This window comes from Desulfobacterales bacterium (genome assembly GCA_021647905.1).
Taxonomy (GTDB): domain Bacteria; phylum Desulfobacterota; class Desulfobulbia; order Desulfobulbales; family BM004; genus JAKITW01.
Map to the genome: position 1 here is coordinate 1 of JAKITW010000013.1, position 18,769 is coordinate 18,769.

General features: G+C 58.4%; 16 protein-coding genes and 1 tRNA gene. 8 read left to right on the plus strand and 9 right to left on the minus strand.

Annotation, left to right across the window (positions count from 1 at the left end; all coding sequences use genetic code 11):
* From cas3 to L3J03_03700, 6 genes are all read right to left on the minus strand, one after another.
* A partial coding sequence (gene cas3 / locus L3J03_03675) for a CRISPR-associated helicase Cas3' (GenBank protein ID MCF6290078.1) occupies positions 1–2,472 on the minus strand: 2,472 nt, incomplete at its 3' end.
* A gap of 217 nt (positions 2,473–2,689) precedes the next feature.
* The gene (locus L3J03_03680; protein MCF6290079.1) at positions 2,690–3,136 is read right to left on the minus strand and encodes a four helix bundle protein; all 447 of its coding nucleotides are present in this window, start codon (positions 3,134–3,136) and stop codon (positions 2,690–2,692) included.
* 72 nt (positions 3,137–3,208) lie between these two features.
* A complete protein-coding gene (locus tag L3J03_03685) occupies positions 3,209–3,439 on the minus strand; it encodes a hypothetical protein (GenBank protein MCF6290080.1) in 231 nt (76 codons plus the stop codon).
* A 316-nt stretch (positions 3,440–3,755) separates the two neighbouring features.
* Positions 3,756–5,222, minus strand: coding sequence for a UDP-N-acetylmuramate:L-alanyl-gamma-D-glutamyl-meso-diaminopimelate ligase (mpl, locus tag L3J03_03690; GenBank protein MCF6290081.1), 1,467 nt, complete (start codon positions 5,220–5,222; stop codon positions 3,756–3,758).
* A gap of 98 nt (positions 5,223–5,320) precedes the next feature.
* Entirely contained in the window at positions 5,321–5,512 is a 192-nt protein-coding gene (locus L3J03_03695; protein MCF6290082.1) for a hypothetical protein, read from the minus strand.
* Positions 5,513–5,660: 148 nt separating this feature from the next.
* Positions 5,661–5,736, minus strand: a tRNA-Ala gene (locus tag L3J03_03700).
* 371 nt (positions 5,737–6,107) lie between these two features.
* Here L3J03_03700 and L3J03_03705 point away from each other — a divergent pair.
* The 6 genes from L3J03_03705 (at position 6,108) to L3J03_03730 (ending at position 13,407) form a co-directional block, all read left to right on the plus strand.
* Positions 6,108–7,148, plus strand: a complete 1,041-nt coding sequence (locus L3J03_03705) for a rod shape-determining protein (protein ID MCF6290083.1) — start codon at positions 6,108–6,110, stop codon at positions 7,146–7,148.
* Positions 7,149–7,244: 96 nt separating this feature from the next.
* Positions 7,245–8,084: a rod shape-determining protein MreC gene (mreC, locus tag L3J03_03710; GenBank protein MCF6290084.1), complete on the plus strand. Its 840-nt coding sequence runs from the start codon at positions 7,245–7,247 to the stop codon at positions 8,082–8,084.
* 14 nt (positions 8,085–8,098) lie between these two features.
* Positions 8,099–8,641 carry a rod shape-determining protein MreD gene (gene mreD / locus L3J03_03715; GenBank protein MCF6290085.1) on the plus strand — a complete coding sequence of 181 codons (543 nt, stop codon included), beginning with the start codon at positions 8,099–8,101 and terminating at the stop codon, positions 8,639–8,641.
* A gap of 18 nt (positions 8,642–8,659) precedes the next feature.
* Positions 8,660–10,546, plus strand: a complete 1,887-nt coding sequence (gene mrdA / locus L3J03_03720; GenBank protein MCF6290086.1) for a penicillin-binding protein 2 — start codon at positions 8,660–8,662, stop codon at positions 10,544–10,546.
* A gap of 333 nt (positions 10,547–10,879) precedes the next feature.
* On the plus strand, positions 10,880–11,989 hold the full coding sequence (gene rodA, locus L3J03_03725; GenBank protein MCF6290087.1) for a rod shape-determining protein RodA: 1,110 nt from the start codon (positions 10,880–10,882) through the stop codon (positions 11,987–11,989).
* Positions 11,990–12,198: 209 nt separating this feature from the next.
* Positions 12,199–13,407 (plus strand): LysM peptidoglycan-binding domain-containing protein, encoded by a 1,209-nt coding sequence (locus tag L3J03_03730; protein MCF6290088.1) that lies wholly within the window; start codon positions 12,199–12,201, stop codon positions 13,405–13,407.
* A 146-nt stretch (positions 13,408–13,553) separates the two neighbouring features.
* On the opposite strand, the gene hemH is transcribed toward L3J03_03730, so the two are convergent.
* The 3 genes from hemH to L3J03_03745 form a co-directional block, all read right to left on the minus strand.
* Positions 13,554–14,519: a ferrochelatase gene (gene hemH, locus L3J03_03735; GenBank protein MCF6290089.1), complete on the minus strand. Its 966-nt coding sequence runs from the start codon at positions 14,517–14,519 to the stop codon at positions 13,554–13,556.
* A gap of 98 nt (positions 14,520–14,617) precedes the next feature.
* A complete protein-coding gene (locus L3J03_03740; protein MCF6290090.1) occupies positions 14,618–14,944 on the minus strand; it encodes a type II toxin-antitoxin system PemK/MazF family toxin in 327 nt (108 codons plus the stop codon).
* Positions 14,945–14,963: 19 nt separating this feature from the next.
* Positions 14,964–15,197, minus strand: coding sequence for a type II toxin-antitoxin system PrlF family antitoxin (locus L3J03_03745; GenBank protein ID MCF6290091.1), 234 nt, complete (start codon positions 15,195–15,197; stop codon positions 14,964–14,966).
* 304 nt (positions 15,198–15,501) lie between these two features.
* On the opposite strand from L3J03_03745, the gene polA reads away from it, so the two are divergent.
* Both polA and L3J03_03755 read left to right on the plus strand, forming a co-directional pair.
* Positions 15,502–18,177 (plus strand): DNA polymerase I, encoded by a 2,676-nt coding sequence (gene polA, locus L3J03_03750; protein MCF6290092.1) that lies wholly within the window; start codon positions 15,502–15,504, stop codon positions 18,175–18,177.
* A 172-nt stretch (positions 18,178–18,349) separates the two neighbouring features.
* Positions 18,350–18,769, plus strand: a complete 420-nt coding sequence (locus L3J03_03755) for a hypothetical protein (protein MCF6290093.1) — start codon at positions 18,350–18,352, stop codon at positions 18,767–18,769.

An 18,769-nucleotide genomic window follows, 5' to 3' on the forward strand; every position in this document is an offset into this window, starting at 1 on the left:
GTCGAAATCCGGCAAGACTTCAAGAAGCAATCCGTCCTCTGCCCATAGAGGCACAGCCACCACTGACGGATTGCCAAGTCGTGTCTGCGCCACAAGCGTGGTATGCAAACCAGGTTCATCCTCATCCGCCTTCTCGAATTGCACATCCTTCCACGATGCGTCATCCGGAAAACCAATGATAGCCTGATTGGCCTGACCCTGTTTGGCAACCTTTTCCCCGTCTCCGTCCATCAAAGCCTTTTCCAGTCTTTCCAAGAGTGAATCGGGTACTTGCACCATCTCTTCGTAGACCGCTTGCACCAGGGTGTCGATCTCATCCGGCAGGGTTAACTCCTGTTTCTCCTGCAAAAGGCACCAGGTCCGCAAGAGGAGCTCTTCACGATATACCGCCCCCCACCAGAGTGGTTTCCCGAAAGAAGGTGGCTCGTCCCCGACGAGTCCGGCAACCAAGAGTTGAGGCTCTGGTATCGGCCGGAATTCCCTTGTGTGCCTCCACAACCGCCCGGCCCGTTGAAGGACAAGATCGACGGGGGCGAGGTCCGTGGCTATCACATCGAAATCAAGGTCAAGGCTCTGTTCCGCCACCTGGGTGGCGATGAGGATTTTCCGGCCGGACCGTCCCCCATCCTCGCCGAAGGTAGCCAAGGCCAGTTCCTCACGTTTCTGCCGTTGATTGGAAGGGAAACGGGCATGAAAAAGATAGATTTCTGTCCCGTCAGTTAAGCGTTTCCCGACAGATTGCCCTTGTGCCTTGATTGTCTCACCATTCGGGAAAAGCCTGTACAGCTCCTGAGCACGTTGCACCGTGTTGACCAGGGCCAGCCCCAAGCCGCCATTTGCAAGTTTTTCCTCCAATGCTGAACGTATTGCCGGTAGATCCGACGAGATTCCAAACAGGTTTATTTTCAAACGCCGAGCGGGGTCTGCCTCGAAATGGACCTGATCGACTCTGCCAGAGTGGAACATGGAGAGACGAGGGTACTCCACCTCATGCGCGGGAAGATCGGTATTGACAACCTCCGCCAATTTGCGCCGGATCGACGGGGGCATGGTCGCGGAGAGCAGCACAATCGATGAGCCCAGCGCCAGCAACCAGCGCATCAAGTGAATCAGTAATGTGCCGGTGTAGGCATCGTAGGCATGAATTTCATCGAAAACCACCACCCGATTTGCAAGCCCCCACAAACGGACAAAGTTGTGCCGAACCGGCAGAATGGGCAACAAAGCCTGGTCCACTGTGCCAACACCATATTCCGACAGGAGCGCCCGCTTCTTGGAAGTGAACCATTCCCCGGCCCGGATCTCGCCTCCGGTATCGGGATCGTGGATGCCGGAAAGACGCAGATTCTGAAAGGTGTCATTAAGTAGCGTGGCGCCATGCACCAGTTGCAGATCGAGCTTCCGGTTGCCTCCCTGGCCGGATAAAAACCTGAGGGTTCGTTTGAACATGGCGTTCCCTGTGGCCTTGGTCGGTAGAGCCACATAGAGCCCTCGATGGCCGCACTTGCGCTGTAGCTCCAGATGTGCGTAGAAAGCGGCCTCTGTCTTCCCCTCTCCCATGGGTGCCTCCACCAACAGAATGGCAGGCTTTGTCAGTGCTGCAAGGGCCTCGCTGACCGCTTGCTGCAACGGACGGGGAGAAAAGCTGAAAACTTCCTCGAAGGGCCTGGATTCTTGGGAAAGCTGAGTTCGTGACTCCCAGCCGATTGCGTTCAATGCCTTTTCCGCCTTAACTCTGCTCTTTCGAAACCAGCCAGGGAGGTCAGGGCAATCATCAGGACAACCGAAGGGAAACCATTCTTCATTGGAACCAATCCAATCGGCAAAACTCGTAAGTCCCGCCAGCAACATAAATTCAGGCCCGGAAATGGTCGGCTTTGAGGGTAGTACTGAAGGGTTGAAAACCCCAAGCAAAGCCTCCGCAAGGCCATGACGAGCTTGTGTCCAATCATTCCTTACTTCTTCAAGTCGCTCGCCCCTGCCAACATAAATTTCTAGCGACGCCTTATCTTTCGCGTTTTCTGAGGCCCGATTGCCATGATGACAACCAACCGCATCCGCCGCCAGTTCGGCCAAATCTTCCGGCCATTCCCGGTCACGCAGAATCTCTGCCAAAGCAATCTGACCAACAAATCCGTGTCGGATGACGATATTCGGACTTCGTGGAAGACGCAAACCTGTCTTAGGAAGCAGCTCCGGCCACTTGGACTGAAACCCCGGACAAGACTTTCCCAGATCATGGCAGGATGCCAGGAACAAGAGCCACGGGCGTGCCTCCCCCCAGCCCATCCCCAATATTGCCGCCATCATGTCACGTGTCTTCTCTGGTTCACGTGCCAGTATCGCGTCCACACTGGCAGCAACATCTAGCAAGTGAAGGATGAGGGGGTGCCACTCTGAATCCCCATTTCTGGACGTCTTTGCCCACAAGTATCCAAATATTTTGTCCAACCCAATCCTCTTGATTTTCATTCCTTCCCAACCGCTGCCACATCCAGACAGTGATAAGGCAGCAAATGATATCGCAACGGTTGGCCTTCCTCGGCTTTTTCCGCCTTGCCCCAATAGTTAAAAAACCGTTCGAACCGTTTCATTGTTTAAACCGTTTGTTGAACTAACTGTTTAAGCGTTTAAACCGTTTCAGCCGCTTAAGCGTTCCAGCGTTCAAACCGTTTGAGCGTTTGGGCCGTTACTTTTTCAGATACGACTGCAGCATTGCGTCAAATTCTTCCATTTCAGGATCTTTCGGTTTCTTGTATTTCTGGCCCTTAAACTTGCTCCTCTTCAGGTGCTCGATAAACTTGTGCAACATGATCGACAGTTTCCGGTGCTGATCTATCAGTATCTCTGCCTTTTCCCGGACGATATATCCCTGGTCCTGGGCCACATAGAGTTGGCAGCGCACCTCGCCACAGCTCCCCTTGGCAATGGCAAGAAATTGGATGAATTCCTGGTTGCCGCCCCGTTCGTACCCCTCGGCGATGTTGGACATCACAGACACCGAGGCACGGCGGATCTGGTCTCTGAGGCCGTAGTCCTTGGCAAAATTCCCCTTGGCGGTCGCGGCATAGATCTGGTTGGTCAACACCCTTGCCAGTTTCCAGGTTTCCAGGTCTTCGAAGTTTTTCACGATCATTGTTATACCTCGTTTGAGCCGTTCCAGCGTTTAAACAGTTTAAACCGTTGGAACCGTTTGAACGGTTACTTCCTAAAACCCGATTTTCCGCTTCGGTTTCTCATCCGTGTCCAGCAACTGCCGGATCGCCTTAAAGACTATCTGGAAGTTCTCGTCGTACTCGGCGAGTCTGTTTTCCAGGATTTCGAGCCGGTCGGCAAACTCCTTGTGGCCGGCAACCATTTCGCGAAGCTTCACAAAGGCCCGCACCACATAGATACTGACCTCGACGGCTCTCTTCGTTTTCAGGATCGACGCGACCATCAAGGCCCCGTGTTCGGTAAATACAAGGGGAGAATATCTTCTTCCACCATGACCGGCAGCATCACTTGAGGTCGCAAATTGCGATCTCAAGTTTTGTCGGTCTCGTAACAACCCGAAAGGCTTCAAATGCCACCTAATAACATCAACTACTTACAACATGACACACGTCCGTCTCGCAGGTTGTTGCGAGACCGACAAATGTTATTGGATTGCGGACAGAAGAACAATGCTAGATTATTACCAGGGTTTTGATAGGCAAAACCTAGTAGTCGGCCTGATGGTTTACCGGACCGGGGACCAACGGCGGAACAGGTCCTCAGCTCCGGGCACCAAGCAGGTCGAGCAGGCGGGCGTGGATATTATCAAAGCCGCCGTTGGAGAGGATGGCGATCACGTCGCCCGGTATTGCGCTACGGCGGAGATGGTCAAGAATTTCGTCGGTATCGGCAAAGTAAAGGGCGTCCCGGCCGCGGCTGGCAAGATCCGCCACCAGTTGTTTGCTGGAAAAGCGTTCCCCGGGCGGCACCTTGTGCAGGGCCGGCGGCTCGCGGACAATGACCATATCGCTGTGGTCAAAACAGCCGGCATAACGCCCCTGGAAAACGTTGCGCATCGAGGTGTTGGTGCGGGGCTCAAACACGGCTATCAGCCGCCGCCCCTGGTATGCCTCGCCTAATGCGGCCAGGGTCTCCCGCACCGCGGTGGGGTGATGGGCAAAATCATCGATCACCGTGATCCCGTCCACCTCGCCGCGCACCTCCTGCCGCCGTTTGACCCCCTTGAAAGAGGCCAGCCCGGCGGCCGTTGTTTCCGGACCGATGCCGAGCCGGTGCAGCACAGCAATGGCCGCCAGTCCGTTCAGGCCGTTATGGCGGCCAGGCATCGGGCTTGCAAAATCACCATAGAACTCATCCCGGTATTGGACCCGGAAGGTCGTGCCCCGGGGGGTTACCCGCAACTCCTCCAGTTGCCAGTCCGCATCCGCTCCCTGGCCGTAGCTCTCCACCCGGCAGCGGGCCTGGGACACGATCTCCCGCACCACCGGATCATCGGCACAGGCGATGATGCAGCCGTCCCCGGGCATGATCGCCACCAGCCGTGCAAATGATCTTTTCACCGCCTCCAGATCTTCATAGATATCGGCATGGTCGAACTCGATACTGGTGATGATCGCGATCTCGGGCCGGTAATGGAGAAACTTGGGTCCCTTGTCAAAAAAGGCGGTGTCATACTCGTCGCCCTCAAGTACGAAAAAAGGGCTGTTGCTGGTGTTGAAATTGCGGCCGAACTCCTGGACCAGGCCGCCGATCATGAACCCGGGGGTATTGCCGGCCGCATGGAGCATGACCGCCAGCATGGAGGAAGTGGTGGTCTTGCCGTGGGTGCCGGCCACCACCAGCGGACGCTTGCCGGCCAGAAAAAAGGTCCGGATCGCCTGGGGAAAGGACAGATAGGGAATCCCGGCCGCGGCCAGGGCAACGGCCTCGGAATTCTTCCGGGTGACGACATTGCCGACCACCACCAGGTCGGGCCGGGGAACAAGGTTCTCCGGCCCATGGCCGCTGATCACCGGGATCCCCAGCCGGGCCAGAAAATCGCTCATCGGCGGGTAGACCTGCCGGTCGGAACCGGTGACCTTGTACCCCTGGCCATGGAGCAGACCGGCCAATGCGCCCATGCCGGTGCCGCAGATGCCGATCAAGTGGATATGACCGATGGAACCAGGGACCCGGTTCAGGTCGGGAGAAAGTTGCGCGCCTTGGTCAGCAGCCGGGAGATTCATGGGGTTCCGTTGGCAAGGCCTGGGGGAAACGGACCGGACAACCGGCCGCCGCGGCTGCAAGATGCGGCCGCGGCTAGCCCGCTGAAGAGAAAAACGGGCTACGAGCGAACAGTATCGTGGACCGACCGGTAGATGGAGTCAAAGGTCTCGCCAAAGTTGCCCGGCGAAAGACGGCCCACCTCAATGAACTTGACCACGATCTCCTTGGCAACCTTGAGAATCGCCTCATCGGATACCGGTTTGATCTGGGAGTCCGGCCCTGGTAAGGGGATGTTTTTCTTTCCTGTCATGGAGTCACCATAAAAAAAACCTCTGCTGCCGGAAGAAGGCCGTTTCTTTACCAGGACAGCAGAGGTATTTTTCTCATAGGAAAAACCGACAAGGCCCTCCCTAAAGAACCGGTTCAAACAGCCTCGGCCGAGGCCATGGAAGTATGGGTGGTGGAGCTAAGCGGGATCGAACCGCTGACCTCTTGAATGCCATTCAAGCGCTCTCCCAGCTGAGCTATAGCCCCATTCCCGAAAGGAGACCCGGACAGCGCCCGGGACGGCCCCCTGCGAAAACAGGGCTTGGATACCATGTTTGCCGAACCGGTGTCAAGTTTTTTCTCCGGGAACCGAGGCTGGGCAAGGTATAGCACTTGCCAAGCCCATCATACTCTGTTAGAGTATTTCGTCTTTATTCGGACCTGTTACCCTGCCTGGCGGCACCCCGGGCAAGCGACCGCCGGGGGACTCCGGAAAGGGTGGTTGCCGATGACATGGTTCCAGCAAGTTCGGGCGGTTCCGGTTCATTTCAGGGGCGCCGCCATTCCTGTCCCCGGGCGGACCGATCTTCAATCTTTTCCTTAACAATTTCTTTTGAGGACCCAAAGGACCACTTCATATGTTCTCTCCACTGAACGCAATACTTGGCTGGCTGTCCAACGATCTGGCCATTGATCTGGGCACGGCAAACACCCTGGTGTACATGAAGGGCAAGGGCATCGTCCTCAGGGAACCCTCGGTGGTCGCCATCCGCACCGACGCCCGGGCAAACAAGGTATTGGCCGTGGGCAAGGAGGCCAAGATGATGGTCGGCCGGACCCCTGGCAATATCGTCGCCACCCGGCCGATCAAGGACGGGGTCATTGCCGACTTCGAAGTCACCGAGGCCATGCTCCGCTATTTCATCAACAAGGTGCATAACCGCCGCACCTTTGTCCACCCCCGGATAATCATCAGCGTGCCTTCGGGCATCACCCAGGTGGAAAAACGGGCGGTCAAGGAATCGGCTGAATCGGCCGGAGCCCGGGCCATCTATCTTATCGAAGAGCCGATGGCCGCGGCAATCGGCGCCGGACTGCCGATCACCGAACCCACCGCCAACATGATCGTGGATATCGGCGGCGGCACCACCGAGGTGGCGGTGATCTCCCTGGCCGGGATCGTCTACGCCAAGTCGGTACGGACCGCCGGCGACAAGATGGACGAGGCGATCCTGCAGTACATCAAGCGCAAGCACAACATGGCGATCGGCGAGCGATCGGCCGAACAGATCAAGATCACCATCGGCGACGTGATGCCCGACGAACCCTACCAGACCATGGATATCAAGGGCCGGGATCTGGTCTCCGGGGTGCCCAAGACCCTGACCATCAACTCGGCGGAGATCCGTACCGCCATTGCCGAACAGGTGGATGCGATTATCGATGCGGTGAAAATGGCCCTGGAACTGACCCCGCCGGAGCTGTCCGCCGACATCGTTGACCAGGGAATCATGCTCACCGGCGGCGGCGCGCTGCTGCGCAACCTTGACAAACGGCTGAACAAGGAGACCGGGCTGCCGATCATCATTGCCGACGATCCGCTCTCCTCGGTGGTGCTCGGCTCGGGCAAGGCCCTGGACAACATCGATATCCTGAAAGAGGTCATGATCAACTGGTAACGCACCCCGTGACCCTTACCGCCGCTTTCCGCCCGTCCTCCGCCGCCAGTGCCGGCCGTCTTCTGCCTGTCACCGGGAGCGCCGGGGGGTGACATCATGAGGAAACAACATGGCAGACAACGCCCCGGACAGTATAAGGTACTGCTTTACGGGGCCCTGCTCACCCTGATCCTGATCCTGATCATCTCCACCGTGGGAAGACAGGAGTTCGGTTCCTCCCATAAATTCTCCCTGGAACTGATCGGGCCGCTCCAGTCGATGGTTTCCCGGGCCACTGATTTCAGCCGTGAACTCTGGCAGGACTATTACGCCCTGCTTGACGTCCGTGACGAGAACAAACGACTCCGGACCGAGTTACAAAAGGCCCAGGAACGGAACAACCAGTACCGGGAGGCCGCCGCGACCAACGAAGGTCTGCGCCGGCTGCTCCACTTCAAGGAATCACTACCCCTGCCCACCTTGACCGCCCGGATCATCGGCAAGGACCCCTCCCTCTGGTTCCGGACCATCATCGTTGACCGCGGCAGCAAGGACGGGCTGGCAAAGGGAATGCCCGCGGCCACGGCGGCAGGGATCGTCGGCGAGGTCCTCGGCACCTCGCCCAACTATGCCAAGATCCTCCTGGCCACCGACCCGAACAGCGCCATTGACGTGCTGCTCCAGCGCGGCCGGACCCGCGGCATTTTAAAGGGCCAGGGCAGCGACCGCTACCGGCTGCACTATGTGATGAAGAACGCGGACGTGGTCAAGGGCGACCGGGTGGTGACCTCGGAAATGGGCGGGATCTTTCCCCAGGGATTGCTGGTGGGCACGGTTTCCAGGGTGTACCAGGACCAGCGCTCCATGTTTCAGGAGATCGAGGTCGAGCCGGCCGTTGATTTCAGCCGGCTGGAAAACGTCATTATCATCATGAAAAAAAATTCTCCGGCCCAATAGCCATCCACTGACCCATGTCCGTTCTGGTCTTTCTCCTTATCGGGGTTCTGCTGCTGGTCATCCAGACCTCGCTACTGCCGGTGCTGCCGACCTGGCTGGGGCGGCCGGAGTTCACCTTTCTGCTCATCGTCTTCATCCCCTCGCGACTGGACCTGGTCCGGGGGGCGGTGGTGGTTTTTTTCATCGGGCTGTTGACGGATATCTTTTCCGGGATATTCCTGGGTCTCTATCCCATCACCTATCTGCTGATTTTCTTCACCCTGAAGACACTGTACCGTTATATGGCGATCAATGATTCCCTTTACCGGGCCCCGGTGGCAGCGGCCGCCTATCTCCTGGGCAGCGGACTGATGTTCGTCGCGGCCACTGTTTTCGGCCCGGGCGGCAGCCCTGAATGGTCCTGGGGGCCGCTTCTGCTCCAGACGCTGATGATCGCCATCCTGGCCATGCCCTGCTTCACCCTGTTCGACTATTGCTGGCAGCGGACAACGACCAGACCCAAAACCCGCTGGTCCCTGTTCAACAAAAAGCAGAACCACAACCGGTTCCGCACCTGAGCCGAAGCGCAGCAGCCGATGAAGTTCAAGAGAAGGCGGATTGACGCCAGAATATACCGGGTCGACGAAGAAGAGTTGACCAATCTCAAGCGCCGGACCGATATCGCCGCCATGGTGATCATCAGCCTGCTGGCGCTGATCATTGCCCGGCTCTGGTTCCTGCAGATTCACAGCGGCCCGCTTTACAAACAACTGGCCGACACCAACCGGGTCCGGGTCCTGGACATCCCCGCTCCCCGGGGCAATATCCTTGACCGCAATGAAAAAATCATCGTTACCAACCGCCCCTCTTTCAACCTTGTCTGGAACAAGGAAGACACCCCTGACCCGGAGGCGATGATCCAGCGTCTTTCCCGGATCACCGGCGTGGACATCGCTGTCTTTCTCGAACGGATCCGGGCCGCCGCCGATCTGCCCCGCCATATTCCCGTCACCCTTAAGGAGGACATCCCCTGGCATACCCTGGCCGCGGTGGAAAACAACCACCTGGAACTGCCCGGCATCCGGATAGTGGCCCTGCCCATCCGCGACTACCCGCACCAGGACCTTGCCGGCCACCTGATCGGTTACCTTGCCGAAATCAACCCAAAAGAACTGAAGGAAAAACAATGGGACAACTATGGGCGCGGCGACCAGATCGGCAAGATGGGGATAGAAAAACTGTTCGAGGAGTATCTGCGCGGTGAAAAGGGCAGGCAGTACATGGAGGTGAACGCCCAGGGCTTTGAACAGCGCCGCCTCAAGGGGATCGGCGCCCTGCCCGGCAACGACATCCAGTTGACCATTGATCTTGATCTCCAGGCCGTTGCCGAACAGGCCATGGTCGGCAAGGCCGGGGCAGTGGTGGCCATGGAGGTGGACAGCGGCCGGGTTCTGGCCCTGGCCAGTTCACCCACCCTGCCGCTGCATCAATTCCTGGGCGGCATCTCCAGCAAAAACTGGCGGGCACTGCTCAACAACCCCCTCCATCCCCTGATCAACAAACCGATCATGGGCCAGTACCCGCCCGGTTCCACCTACAAGATCGTCACTGCCCTGGCCGGGCTCTCCGAGGGGATCGTCACCCCTGACACCGTGTTCTACTGTTCCGGGTCCCTGGAGTTCGGCAACCGCAGGTACGGCTGCTGGAAAAAAAACGGCCACGGCCCGGTCAATCTCAACCGCGCCCTGGTCGAGTCATGCGATGTCTATTTTTACCAGGTCGGCCAACGGCTGGGCGTGGATCTCCTGGCCAGGTATGCCGAGGGCTTCGGCCTGGGCCGGAAGACCGGGATCAAACTGGAGCATGAAAAAGAAGGCTTGGTCCCCACCACGTCCTGGAAAAAAAGACGCAAAAAGGTGGCCTGGCAAAAGGGTGAGACCTTGTCAATTGCCATCGGCCAGGGCTTCAACCTGACCACCCCGCTGCAAATCTGCCGGATGACCGCGGCCGGCGCCAATGGCGGCACCCTCTACCAACCGCAGCTGATCGAGCTGATCCAGCGGGCGGACGGAACGGTTGCCAAACAGTTCAGCCCGGTTGCCGAGGGCCGGGTGGCGGGCAATAAACGTTTCCTGGGCCTGATCGACAAGGCCCTGGTCGGGGCGGTGAACGACAAACACGGCACCGGCCGGGCCGCCAGACTGGAGAAGATTACCGTGGCCGGCAAGACCGGCACCGCCCAGGTGGTTCGCCTGAGCCGGTACAAGGATGTGGCTGAAGAGGATGTCCCCTATAAATACCGGGACCATGCCTGGTTCACCTGCTTTGCCCCGGCGGACAAGCCGGAAATCGCGGTGACCGTGCTGGTGGAACACGGCGGTCATGGCGGTTCGGTTGCCGGCCCCATTGCCAAACAGGTGCTGGCCGAGTATTTTGGCATAGATCTGGAACCAGCCCCGGACATGGCCGAGGCGACCCATTAGTTACTGAGAAGTTCGAACTGCAGTGTCAATCGTCCGATGTTTTGTTAGAGGACAATCCTGAATTTCAAACTGGACAGAAGTAAAAACTTGGACATTCATCAAGCTTTTGAACCGCAGAGGACGCGGAGGACCGCAGGGGGTGGCTTTTAAAATAACTTTACTCTGCGACCCTCTGCGTCCTTAGCGGTAAAAAATTGTTATTCATCATTGTCAGTCTCGCAACAACCTGCTCGACGGACGTGATTCGTCTTGTAACTTGTTGATTTTATTGGGTGGCATTTGAAGCCTTTCGGGTTGTTACGAGTTCATCATCATTCGCCTTTTGTGAAAAAAATGTTTCGTTTTGATCGACGGCTGCTGTTTAATTTCGACTGGGTGATGCTCTGCGTGGTGGCGGTGATCGCCTCCATGGCCCTGATCAACCTCTACAGTTCCAGCTACACCGGCAACGGCGCCTCGGCGGTATTTCTCAAGCAGCTCTATTTCTATCTCTTCGGCTTCGGCCTGATCCTGATGATGATCAGCTTCGACTACCGCAGCCTGCTCCTCTGGAACTATCCGCTCTACACAGCGGTCATTCTTCTCCTCCTGGCCGCCCTGCTTCTCGGCGGCGACGTTGCCCACACCCAGCGCTGGATCAACCTCGGTTTCTTCCGGCTGCAACCCTCGGAACCGGCCAAGCTGATGCTGGTCATCACCCTGGCCAGCTACTATTACCGCAAGGATACCGGCAAGGGTTTCACCCTGCGCGAACTGGCGGTCCCGGCCCTCTTGACCGGCCTGCCCTTTGTCCTGATTCTCAAGCAGCCGGACCTGGGCACCGCCCTGATGCTGGGCGCGATCTTCGTCTCCATGACCCTGTTCGTCAAACTGCGCTGGTCCACCCTGGCCACCCTGGGCGGGGGCTGCCTGGCCGCCATTCCCATTGGTTGGAAATTCTTTTTAAAGCCCTATCAGCGGCAGCGGATCGAGACCTTTCTCAACCCGGAGGCAGACCCGATGAACAGCGGTTACCATATCATGCAGTCCAAGATCGCGGTGGGCAGCGGGCTCAAATTCGGCAAGGGCTATCTCAAGGGGACCCAGGGCCACCTCCACTTCCTGCCCGAACGGCATACCGACTTCGCCTTTTCGGTCTGGGCCGAGGAGTGGGGCTTTGCCGGCAGCCTCTTCCTGGTGGCGATCTACTTTTTCATGATCCTCTGGGGCCTGAATATCGGTATCTCCTCCCGGGACAAATTCGGGGTCCTGCTGGCCTTCGGCATTGTCTCGTTGATCTTCTGGCAGGCGATCATCAACCTGTTCATGGTCATGGGCCTGCTGCCGGTGGTGGGCATCCCCCTGCCCCTGTTCAGCTACGGCGGCTCGTCGCTCCTGACCACCCTGCTCGGGATCGGTCTGCTGATGAATATCCGAATGCGCCGTTTTCAAGGAAAAGGGTGAGCGATTTTTTCAGAAAAACGGTATGGTTTCAGTTTATTGTCGGTCTCGCAACAATCGCTCGACGGACGTGTATCATGTTATAATTTGTTGATTTCGTTCGGTGGCATTTGAAACATTTCGACTTTTAGCGATTTCATCATCGTTAAACACCAACCTGGTTCGGGAAGACGGCAAGCTCTTCCCACCACATCCGGCAAAGGAACACGGTTATGAAGAAAATAATCCTCTTCACCAGCCTGGCCCTGATCGTATCCCTGGCCGCTGGCCCCCGCACCACCCTGGCCAAGTCTGACTGCGGCCATCGAGTGGTCAGGGGCGACACCCTCTGGCAGATCAGCGACACCTATCTCGCCGATCCGCTGCTCTGGCCGACGATCTGGCGGAACAACCCGGAAATAAAAAATCCCGACCTGATCTTTCCGGAACAGATGCTCAGGATTCCGGGCCAGAGCACTGTCTGCACCAAGTACCAATGCGTCTACCAGGTAGTCAAGGGCGATACCCTCTGGCATATCAGTTCCATCTACCTCCGCGACCCGATGCTCTGGCCGAGGATCTGGCAGAGCAATCCCGAGATCAAGGACCCGGACCTGATCTTTCCCAAACAACGGATCCGGGTGCCCTGTGCTGAAGAAAAAAGAACCCAGGCGGTTGCAATCCCTGGGATCGAATCCAGCCGGCCGCCCCTGGCCCCGGCCCGGCCGGAGCCGGAAAAAGGGCTGGAGATCGGACCGCCGGCCGGGACCCCGGGCGGTCCCAATCCGGTGCTCACCCAAAGCGAGGCTGACAGCCAGACCAAGACCGATGTCTTTGGCCCCGGGCTCGGGGTGGTGGTAAAAGAACCGGTGGTCTGGGGCCGGGTGATCGGCCAGGACAACGGCTGGAGCACGGCCGGGGCCAACGAAACGCTGCTCATCGACAGCACCGGCGCCACGGTCGGACAACGCTACGGCGTCTATCGGGACCTGGGCCAGGTCCGTCATCCCAAAACCGGAAAAAAGATGGGGCACCTGGTCGTCGAGGTGGGCGTGGTCGAGGTTACGGCCCTGGGATCACCAAGCCACACCGCCCGGATCGTATCGATCTTTCAGGAGATAAGCAGCAACGACTATCTCGGCCCGCTGCCCCGGCAACAGGTGGTACCGATGCCTGTTGATCAACTGCGGCCGGACTTGAGCGGCACGGTGATCGCCCTCTTTAACCTGCGTAGCGTTGTTGCCGGCCGCGACATCCTTTACCTGGACCGGGGCGCCGGGGACGGCCTGGAGCCGGGCGACATACTCTATATCAGCAAGGAACGGAACAAAAAAAGCGCGGTCCGGGTGATCAGGGTCACGGACAGCACCGCAACCGCCATGGTGCTGCCCACCACCAACGGGTTCGTGTTTCCCGGCGACCGGCTCGCCGCGGTGCCATGATTCAGGGGACTGTAAAAAGTGAAAAGTGAAAAGTAAAAAGTGAATAGTGAACAGTGAACAGTGGCTTGGTTGCCGAATTTTTGCCTGTGACAATCAGTAGTTTTTCACATTTCACTGTTCACATTTCACTGTTCACATTTCACTGTTCACAGCCATTTCTTCTTCTTTCCCGCCTCCAGGACCAGGTCCCGCAGCGCCCGGATGAACCGGGGATCGAGGTTGAGCGACCCGGTCCGCTTCAGTTCCATGCCCAGGGACCGGGCCAGGTCCCGGTAGAGGATATCGATTTCGTACAGGGTCTCGACATGGTCCGAGACAAAACTTATCGGCACCATCAGTACCTGGCGGCAGCCTTGCCGGGCCAGCCGTTCCAGGGTCTCCGGGGTTGACGGGGCCAGCCACCGCACCGGCCCGCTCCGGCTCTGAAAGCAGAGGGTGCCGGTCTTGCCGGTCTTCTTTTCCACCGCGGCAATGGTCCTCCGGATCTGGTCCAGATAGGGATCACCCTGGTCAATGAACTTCCTGGGCAGGCTGTGGGCGCTGTAGACCAGCCGGGTCGGCCCGGCCTTTATCCCGGCCAGACCGGAGGTGATCCGCTCGGCCAGGCAATCGACATAGTCGGGCTGCTCCGGCCATTCCCGGATCTCGGCCAATTCAAGGCCCGGGGCGATGCGGGCCGCGGCCTGCCGGAGATCGTCGATTGAGGAACCGGTGGTGGCCACCGAATAATGGGGGTACAGGGGCAGGGCCACGGCCCGGGAAATTCCGGCATCAACCAGCTCGCCCAAGGCCACGGCGCCATCCGGCTGCCAGTAGCGCATGGCCATCACCACCTGGAACTCGCCATATTCCTTGAGCTGCGCGGCCAGGGCCTGTCCCTGGCCGGCGGTGATCCTTGCCAGCGGCGAACCGCCGCCGATGAGATTGTAGGCGGCCCGGCTCTTCGGGGCCCGCCGATGGGCAATGAACCGGGCCAGGGGCTTCTGCAGTAATTTCGGCCCCAGGCGGATGATCTTGCGGTCGGAAAAAAGGTTGCAGAGAAAGGGCTCCACATCCGCGGGTTTTTCCGGCCCGCCCAGGTTGAGCAGGATAACGCCGATGGGTGGTGGCATGTGCGTACTCACGGATTTGCGTTAAAAAGTGGCTGCCGGCCAAAGCAGCTATGTTGTTAGCTGCCACGGGCAGGCCGGTTAACCAGGTTGCCCATGCGCTACTTGCTGACCGGACACTGGAGACACATTAATTTTTTCAGGTTGTCCTTTACGGCCTTCCGGTCCCTGGCGGCAAGACCACCTGTTCTTTTAATGATAAGGCGGCTGTCCAGGGTGAAAAGTTTCATCCGTACCTTGGAGGGAGCCGGGAGGCCGGCCTTTTTTAAACTTCCGATGGGTGTATCCAGCGGCCAATCGGGATTATTCACACTGGTAATCATTGCCAAGACACAGTTTTCAGCAGGATCGTTAAAGCTCTCAAAATCAGACAATACCAGGGCCGGCCGCTTTTTCTCCGCGGTTTTATCCGTAAAGGGAAAAGGCACAACCACAACATCAAAAATTTTATAAGTCACGGTAAGCCTCTTCGTCGTATTGTGACGACCATTCGGAGAACGTACCCACAAGCGCCTTGGCAAACTCGAGGTCGATCGGTGTTGCCTTGCGGATCATAACCTTTTGATTTTCAGTAACTTCAAAGGCTACCGCGTCGCCCGGCCGCAGCCCTAAAAGTTTTCTGATCTTTCCAGGAATAGTTGCCTGGCTTTTGCTGGTAAGTTTGCTCATTACGGCTTCCATGTCACCACTCCCTTGCTTGATTAACTCCTGGTATGATAGTAATACCGTATTACCTTACTGTCAAACTTTTTTAGATGAAAGTCGCCGCCAAGCGCCGTCCTTGCCATGCCGGAGTGACGCCTTTGATTATTTCGTTGTGTCCAGCCGTTTTTCTGTCTTAGGTGGTTCTTGTGGTATTGCGGTCGGAGAAATGCTTGCGGATCCGGGCCGGTCCGGGCTATAACATGGGGGGATCGGCCCGGGCCGCAAACAGCGCCATGCCCTCCTGTTCCGCACACGACCAAAACTTCACCAGGGGAAAAACATGCCCGCTCTCCCGCCGATCTATCTCATTGATGGCAGCGCCTATATCTACCGGGCCTATCATGCCATTGCCCCGCTCTCGAACAAGAGCGGGCTGCCCACCCATGCGGTGCTGGGCTTTACCAATATTCTCCTCAGGGTGCTGCGCGATAAGGCGGTGGAGTATCTGGCCGTGGCCTTTGACGCCAAGGGTCCCACCTTCCGCCATGCGGCCTATCCCCGGTACAAGGCCAACCGGCCGGCAATGCCCGACGACCTGATCCCGCAGATCCCCTATATCAAGGAGTTGGTCAAGGCTTACAATATCCTCGCCCTGGAGCAGCAGGGGGTGGAGGCCGACGACCTGATCGCCTCGGCGGCCGTTGCCCTGTCCCGGACCGGCCATCCGGTGGTGGTGGTCTCCGGCGACAAGGACCTGTTCCAACTGGTATCCGACCGGGTAAGCCTGTGGGAGCCGATGAGAGACCTGCACTATGATCCGGCCGCGGTCCATGAAAAATACCAGGTGACCCCGGAGCAGCTGCTCGATTTTTTTGCCCTGATCGGCGATGCCGGCGACAATGTGCCCGGGGTGCCCGGGGTGGGTCCCAAGACCGCGGAAAAGCTGATCAACCAGTTCGGCTCCCTGGAGGCTCTCTATGCCGATCTGGCCCGGCTGGGCAAGAAAAAACTTACCGAAAAGCTGGCTGCCAACCGCGAGGCGGCCTTTCTCTCAAAAAAGCTGATCCGGCTCAAGGAAGATGTCCCGGTGCCGCTGGAGCCGGCGGCCTATCAGCGGCAGGAACCGGATATTGTCCGGCTCAAGGAACTGTTCAGCGAACTCGGCTTCACCCGGCTGCTCAAATCAGAGGTCCCGGCCGGGTCGGTGGGCCGGTCCGGCTTCGTCCTGGTGCAGGACCAGGACTCCCTTGAACAGATGCTCGGGGAGTTTGACAAGGCCCCTTTCCTGGTGGTCGATACCGAGACCTCCTCCCTGGACCCGCTCACCGCCGACCTGGTCGGGATCTCGCTCTGTATCTCGGCCGGGCAGGCCTTTTATATCCCGGTCGGCCACCGGGACGAAACCGGCGAACTGCTCCCCGGGCAGATGAAACAACAAACGGTCCTGGACCAGCTCCGGCCCTGTCTCGAAGACCCGGAGCTGGCCAAAATCGGCCATAACCTCAAGTTCGACTACTCTGTTTTTCTTACCCATAAGATCCGCTTGGCCGGGCCGTTATGGGATACGATGATCGCCTCCTACCTCCTGGAACCGTCGCGCCGCACCCACGGCCTGGACGACCTCTGCCGGGAACACCTGGACCTGGCCCTGACCAGTTTCGCCGAGGTGACCGATAAGGACAAACGGCCGGACAGCTTTGTCCGGGTAAAACTCGAAGCAGCCAGGGACTATTCCTGCGAGGATGTCTATGCCACCTGCCGGCTGTGGGAGTTGTTCAGGCCAAGGCTGGAACAAGACGGGCTCTGGCCGCTTTTTGCCGAGCTGGAGATGCCCCTGGTACCGATCCTGGCCAATATGGAACGGACCGGGATCATTGTTGACAGTAAACTGCTGGCCGATCTGTCCACCGAGTTCGCGGCCCAGCTCGATGAGCTGGAAAAGGAGATCCATCACCTGGCCGGCGGCCCGTTCAATATCAACTCCCCGCGGCAACTGGGCGAGGTCCTGTTCGACAAACTCAAATTACCCCACGGTCGCAAGACCAAGACCGGCTTTTCCACCGATGTCAAGGTGCTGCAGAAGCTGGCCCATGTGGAGATCGTCCAGCAGGTCATGGCCTATCGCAACCTGGCCAAGCTGAAATCCACCTATGTGGATAAGCTGGCCTCCCTGGTCCACCCGGTCAGCGGCCGGCTCCATACCTCCTTCAACCAGACCGTCACCGCCACCGGCCGGTTGAGCAGCAGCAACCCCAATCTCCAGAATATCCCGATCCGGACCGCGGCAGGGCAGCGGATCAGGGAGGCCTTTGTCCCGGCGGTCGGCCATTTTTTTATCGCCGGCGACTACTCCCAGATCGATCTGCGGGTCCTGGCCCATTACTCCCAGGACCCGGCGCTTTTGGCCGCCTTCCGTTCAGGCGAGGACATCCACGCCCGCACCGCGGCCGAGATCTATATGGTCTCGCCGCTGTTGATCACCCCTGAGATGCGGCGGGTGGCCAAGACCATCAATTTCGGCATTGTCTACGGAATGAGCAGTTTCGGGCTGGCCAACCAGCTCGACCTGAGCCGGAGCGCGGCCCAGACCTTTATTGACCGTTATTTTGCCCATTACGCCGGGGTTAAACGCTTCATGACCGATATCGTTGACCAGGCCCGGCGAGACGGGTATGTCACCACCCTGCTCAACCGGCGCCGCTTTCTCCCGGACATCAACAGCCGCAACCGGAACCAGCGGGAGTTTGCCGAACGCACCGCGATCAACACCCCGATCCAGGGCACGGCCGCGGACATCATCAAGCTGGCAATGATCAAGGTGGACGCGGCCCTGGCCCGGGCGGAAATGAACGCCCGGATGCTGCTGCAGATCCATGACGAACTGGTCTTCGAGGCGCCGGAGGACGAGGTGGAACAGACAAAGGGGCTGGTCAGGGAGGCAATGGAATCGGTGCTCACCCTGGACGTGCCGCTGGTGGTCAACATGGCCAGCGGAAAAAACCTGGCGGAGGTATAGTTTTTGATAAGGTGAGTTTTTCTGTCGAGTTGATCTTCTGCAAATGGTTCATCTAAACGCTTACAGGCCGGTGGTTTCCGCCTGCGCCACGGCCACCGAGGGCAAGCTGAAAAAACATAATGGAGGTTTGACGATGAAATCGTTCCTGTTCGGACTGTTCGCGTTTGGTCTTATGTTTCTCCTTGCAAACACGGTCCAGGCGGCCGACATTACCAACGGCAGCCTGGTGGAGTTGAAGGATTTCGGCCGCATGGCCCGGTATGACAAGACCACTGACGCGCCGGCCACCGGCGCAACCCCTGAGGACCGGATCAGCTTCCGGGTCGTGGAGAAGACCTCGGAGATCCCGGCGGCCCGGCCAGGGGACGCCTTTGGCATCTTCTGGCAGGTCTCCCGGCCGGGAGACTACACCCTGGTCCTTATTGATCCCCTGGGCGAACGGGTGATCAAGCAGAGTTATCAGCCGAAGATCACCTACCAGCAGACGATCCAGGTCTGCAGCGGCACCAGGCCGGGGCTGCACGCCTTTGAGATCCGCTACCAGGGCAAGGTCCAGCTCCGCAAGGAATTTCATCTAACCCTGGCCAGATAA

Excerpts from the sequence above, each read along its gene's own strand:
- L3J03_03680 (MCF6290079.1), bottom strand. The coding sequence starts at position 3,136 with ATGATCGTGAAAAACTTCGAAGACCTGGAAACCTGGAAACTGGCAAGG.
- mpl (MCF6290081.1), bottom strand. The coding sequence starts at position 5,222 with ATGAATCTCCCGGCTGCTGACCAAGGCGCGCAACTTTCTCCCGACCTG.
- L3J03_03685 (MCF6290080.1), bottom strand. The coding sequence starts at position 3,439 with ATGGTCGCGTCGATCCTGAAAACGAAGAGAGCCGTCGAGGTCAGTATC.
- rodA (MCF6290087.1), top strand. The coding sequence starts at position 10,880 with ATGTTTCGTTTTGATCGACGGCTGCTGTTTAATTTCGACTGGGTGATG.
- polA (MCF6290092.1), top strand. The coding sequence starts at position 15,502 with ATGCCCGCTCTCCCGCCGATCTATCTCATTGATGGCAGCGCCTATATC.
- L3J03_03730 (MCF6290088.1), top strand. The coding sequence starts at position 12,199 with ATGAAGAAAATAATCCTCTTCACCAGCCTGGCCCTGATCGTATCCCTG.
- L3J03_03695 (MCF6290082.1), bottom strand. The coding sequence starts at position 5,512 with ATGACAGGAAAGAAAAACATCCCCTTACCAGGGCCGGACTCCCAGATC.
- L3J03_03755 (MCF6290093.1), top strand. The coding sequence starts at position 18,350 with ATGTTTCTCCTTGCAAACACGGTCCAGGCGGCCGACATTACCAACGGC.
- mreC (MCF6290084.1), top strand. The coding sequence starts at position 7,245 with ATGAGGAAACAACATGGCAGACAACGCCCCGGACAGTATAAGGTACTG.
- mreD (MCF6290085.1), top strand. The coding sequence starts at position 8,099 with ATGTCCGTTCTGGTCTTTCTCCTTATCGGGGTTCTGCTGCTGGTCATC.
- L3J03_03745 (MCF6290091.1), bottom strand. The coding sequence starts at position 15,197 with ATGGAAGCCGTAATGAGCAAACTTACCAGCAAAAGCCAGGCAACTATT.
- mrdA (MCF6290086.1), top strand. The coding sequence starts at position 8,660 with ATGAAGTTCAAGAGAAGGCGGATTGACGCCAGAATATACCGGGTCGAC.
- hemH (MCF6290089.1), bottom strand. The coding sequence starts at position 14,519 with ATGCCACCACCCATCGGCGTTATCCTGCTCAACCTGGGCGGGCCGGAA.
- L3J03_03705 (MCF6290083.1), top strand. The coding sequence starts at position 6,108 with ATGTTCTCTCCACTGAACGCAATACTTGGCTGGCTGTCCAACGATCTG.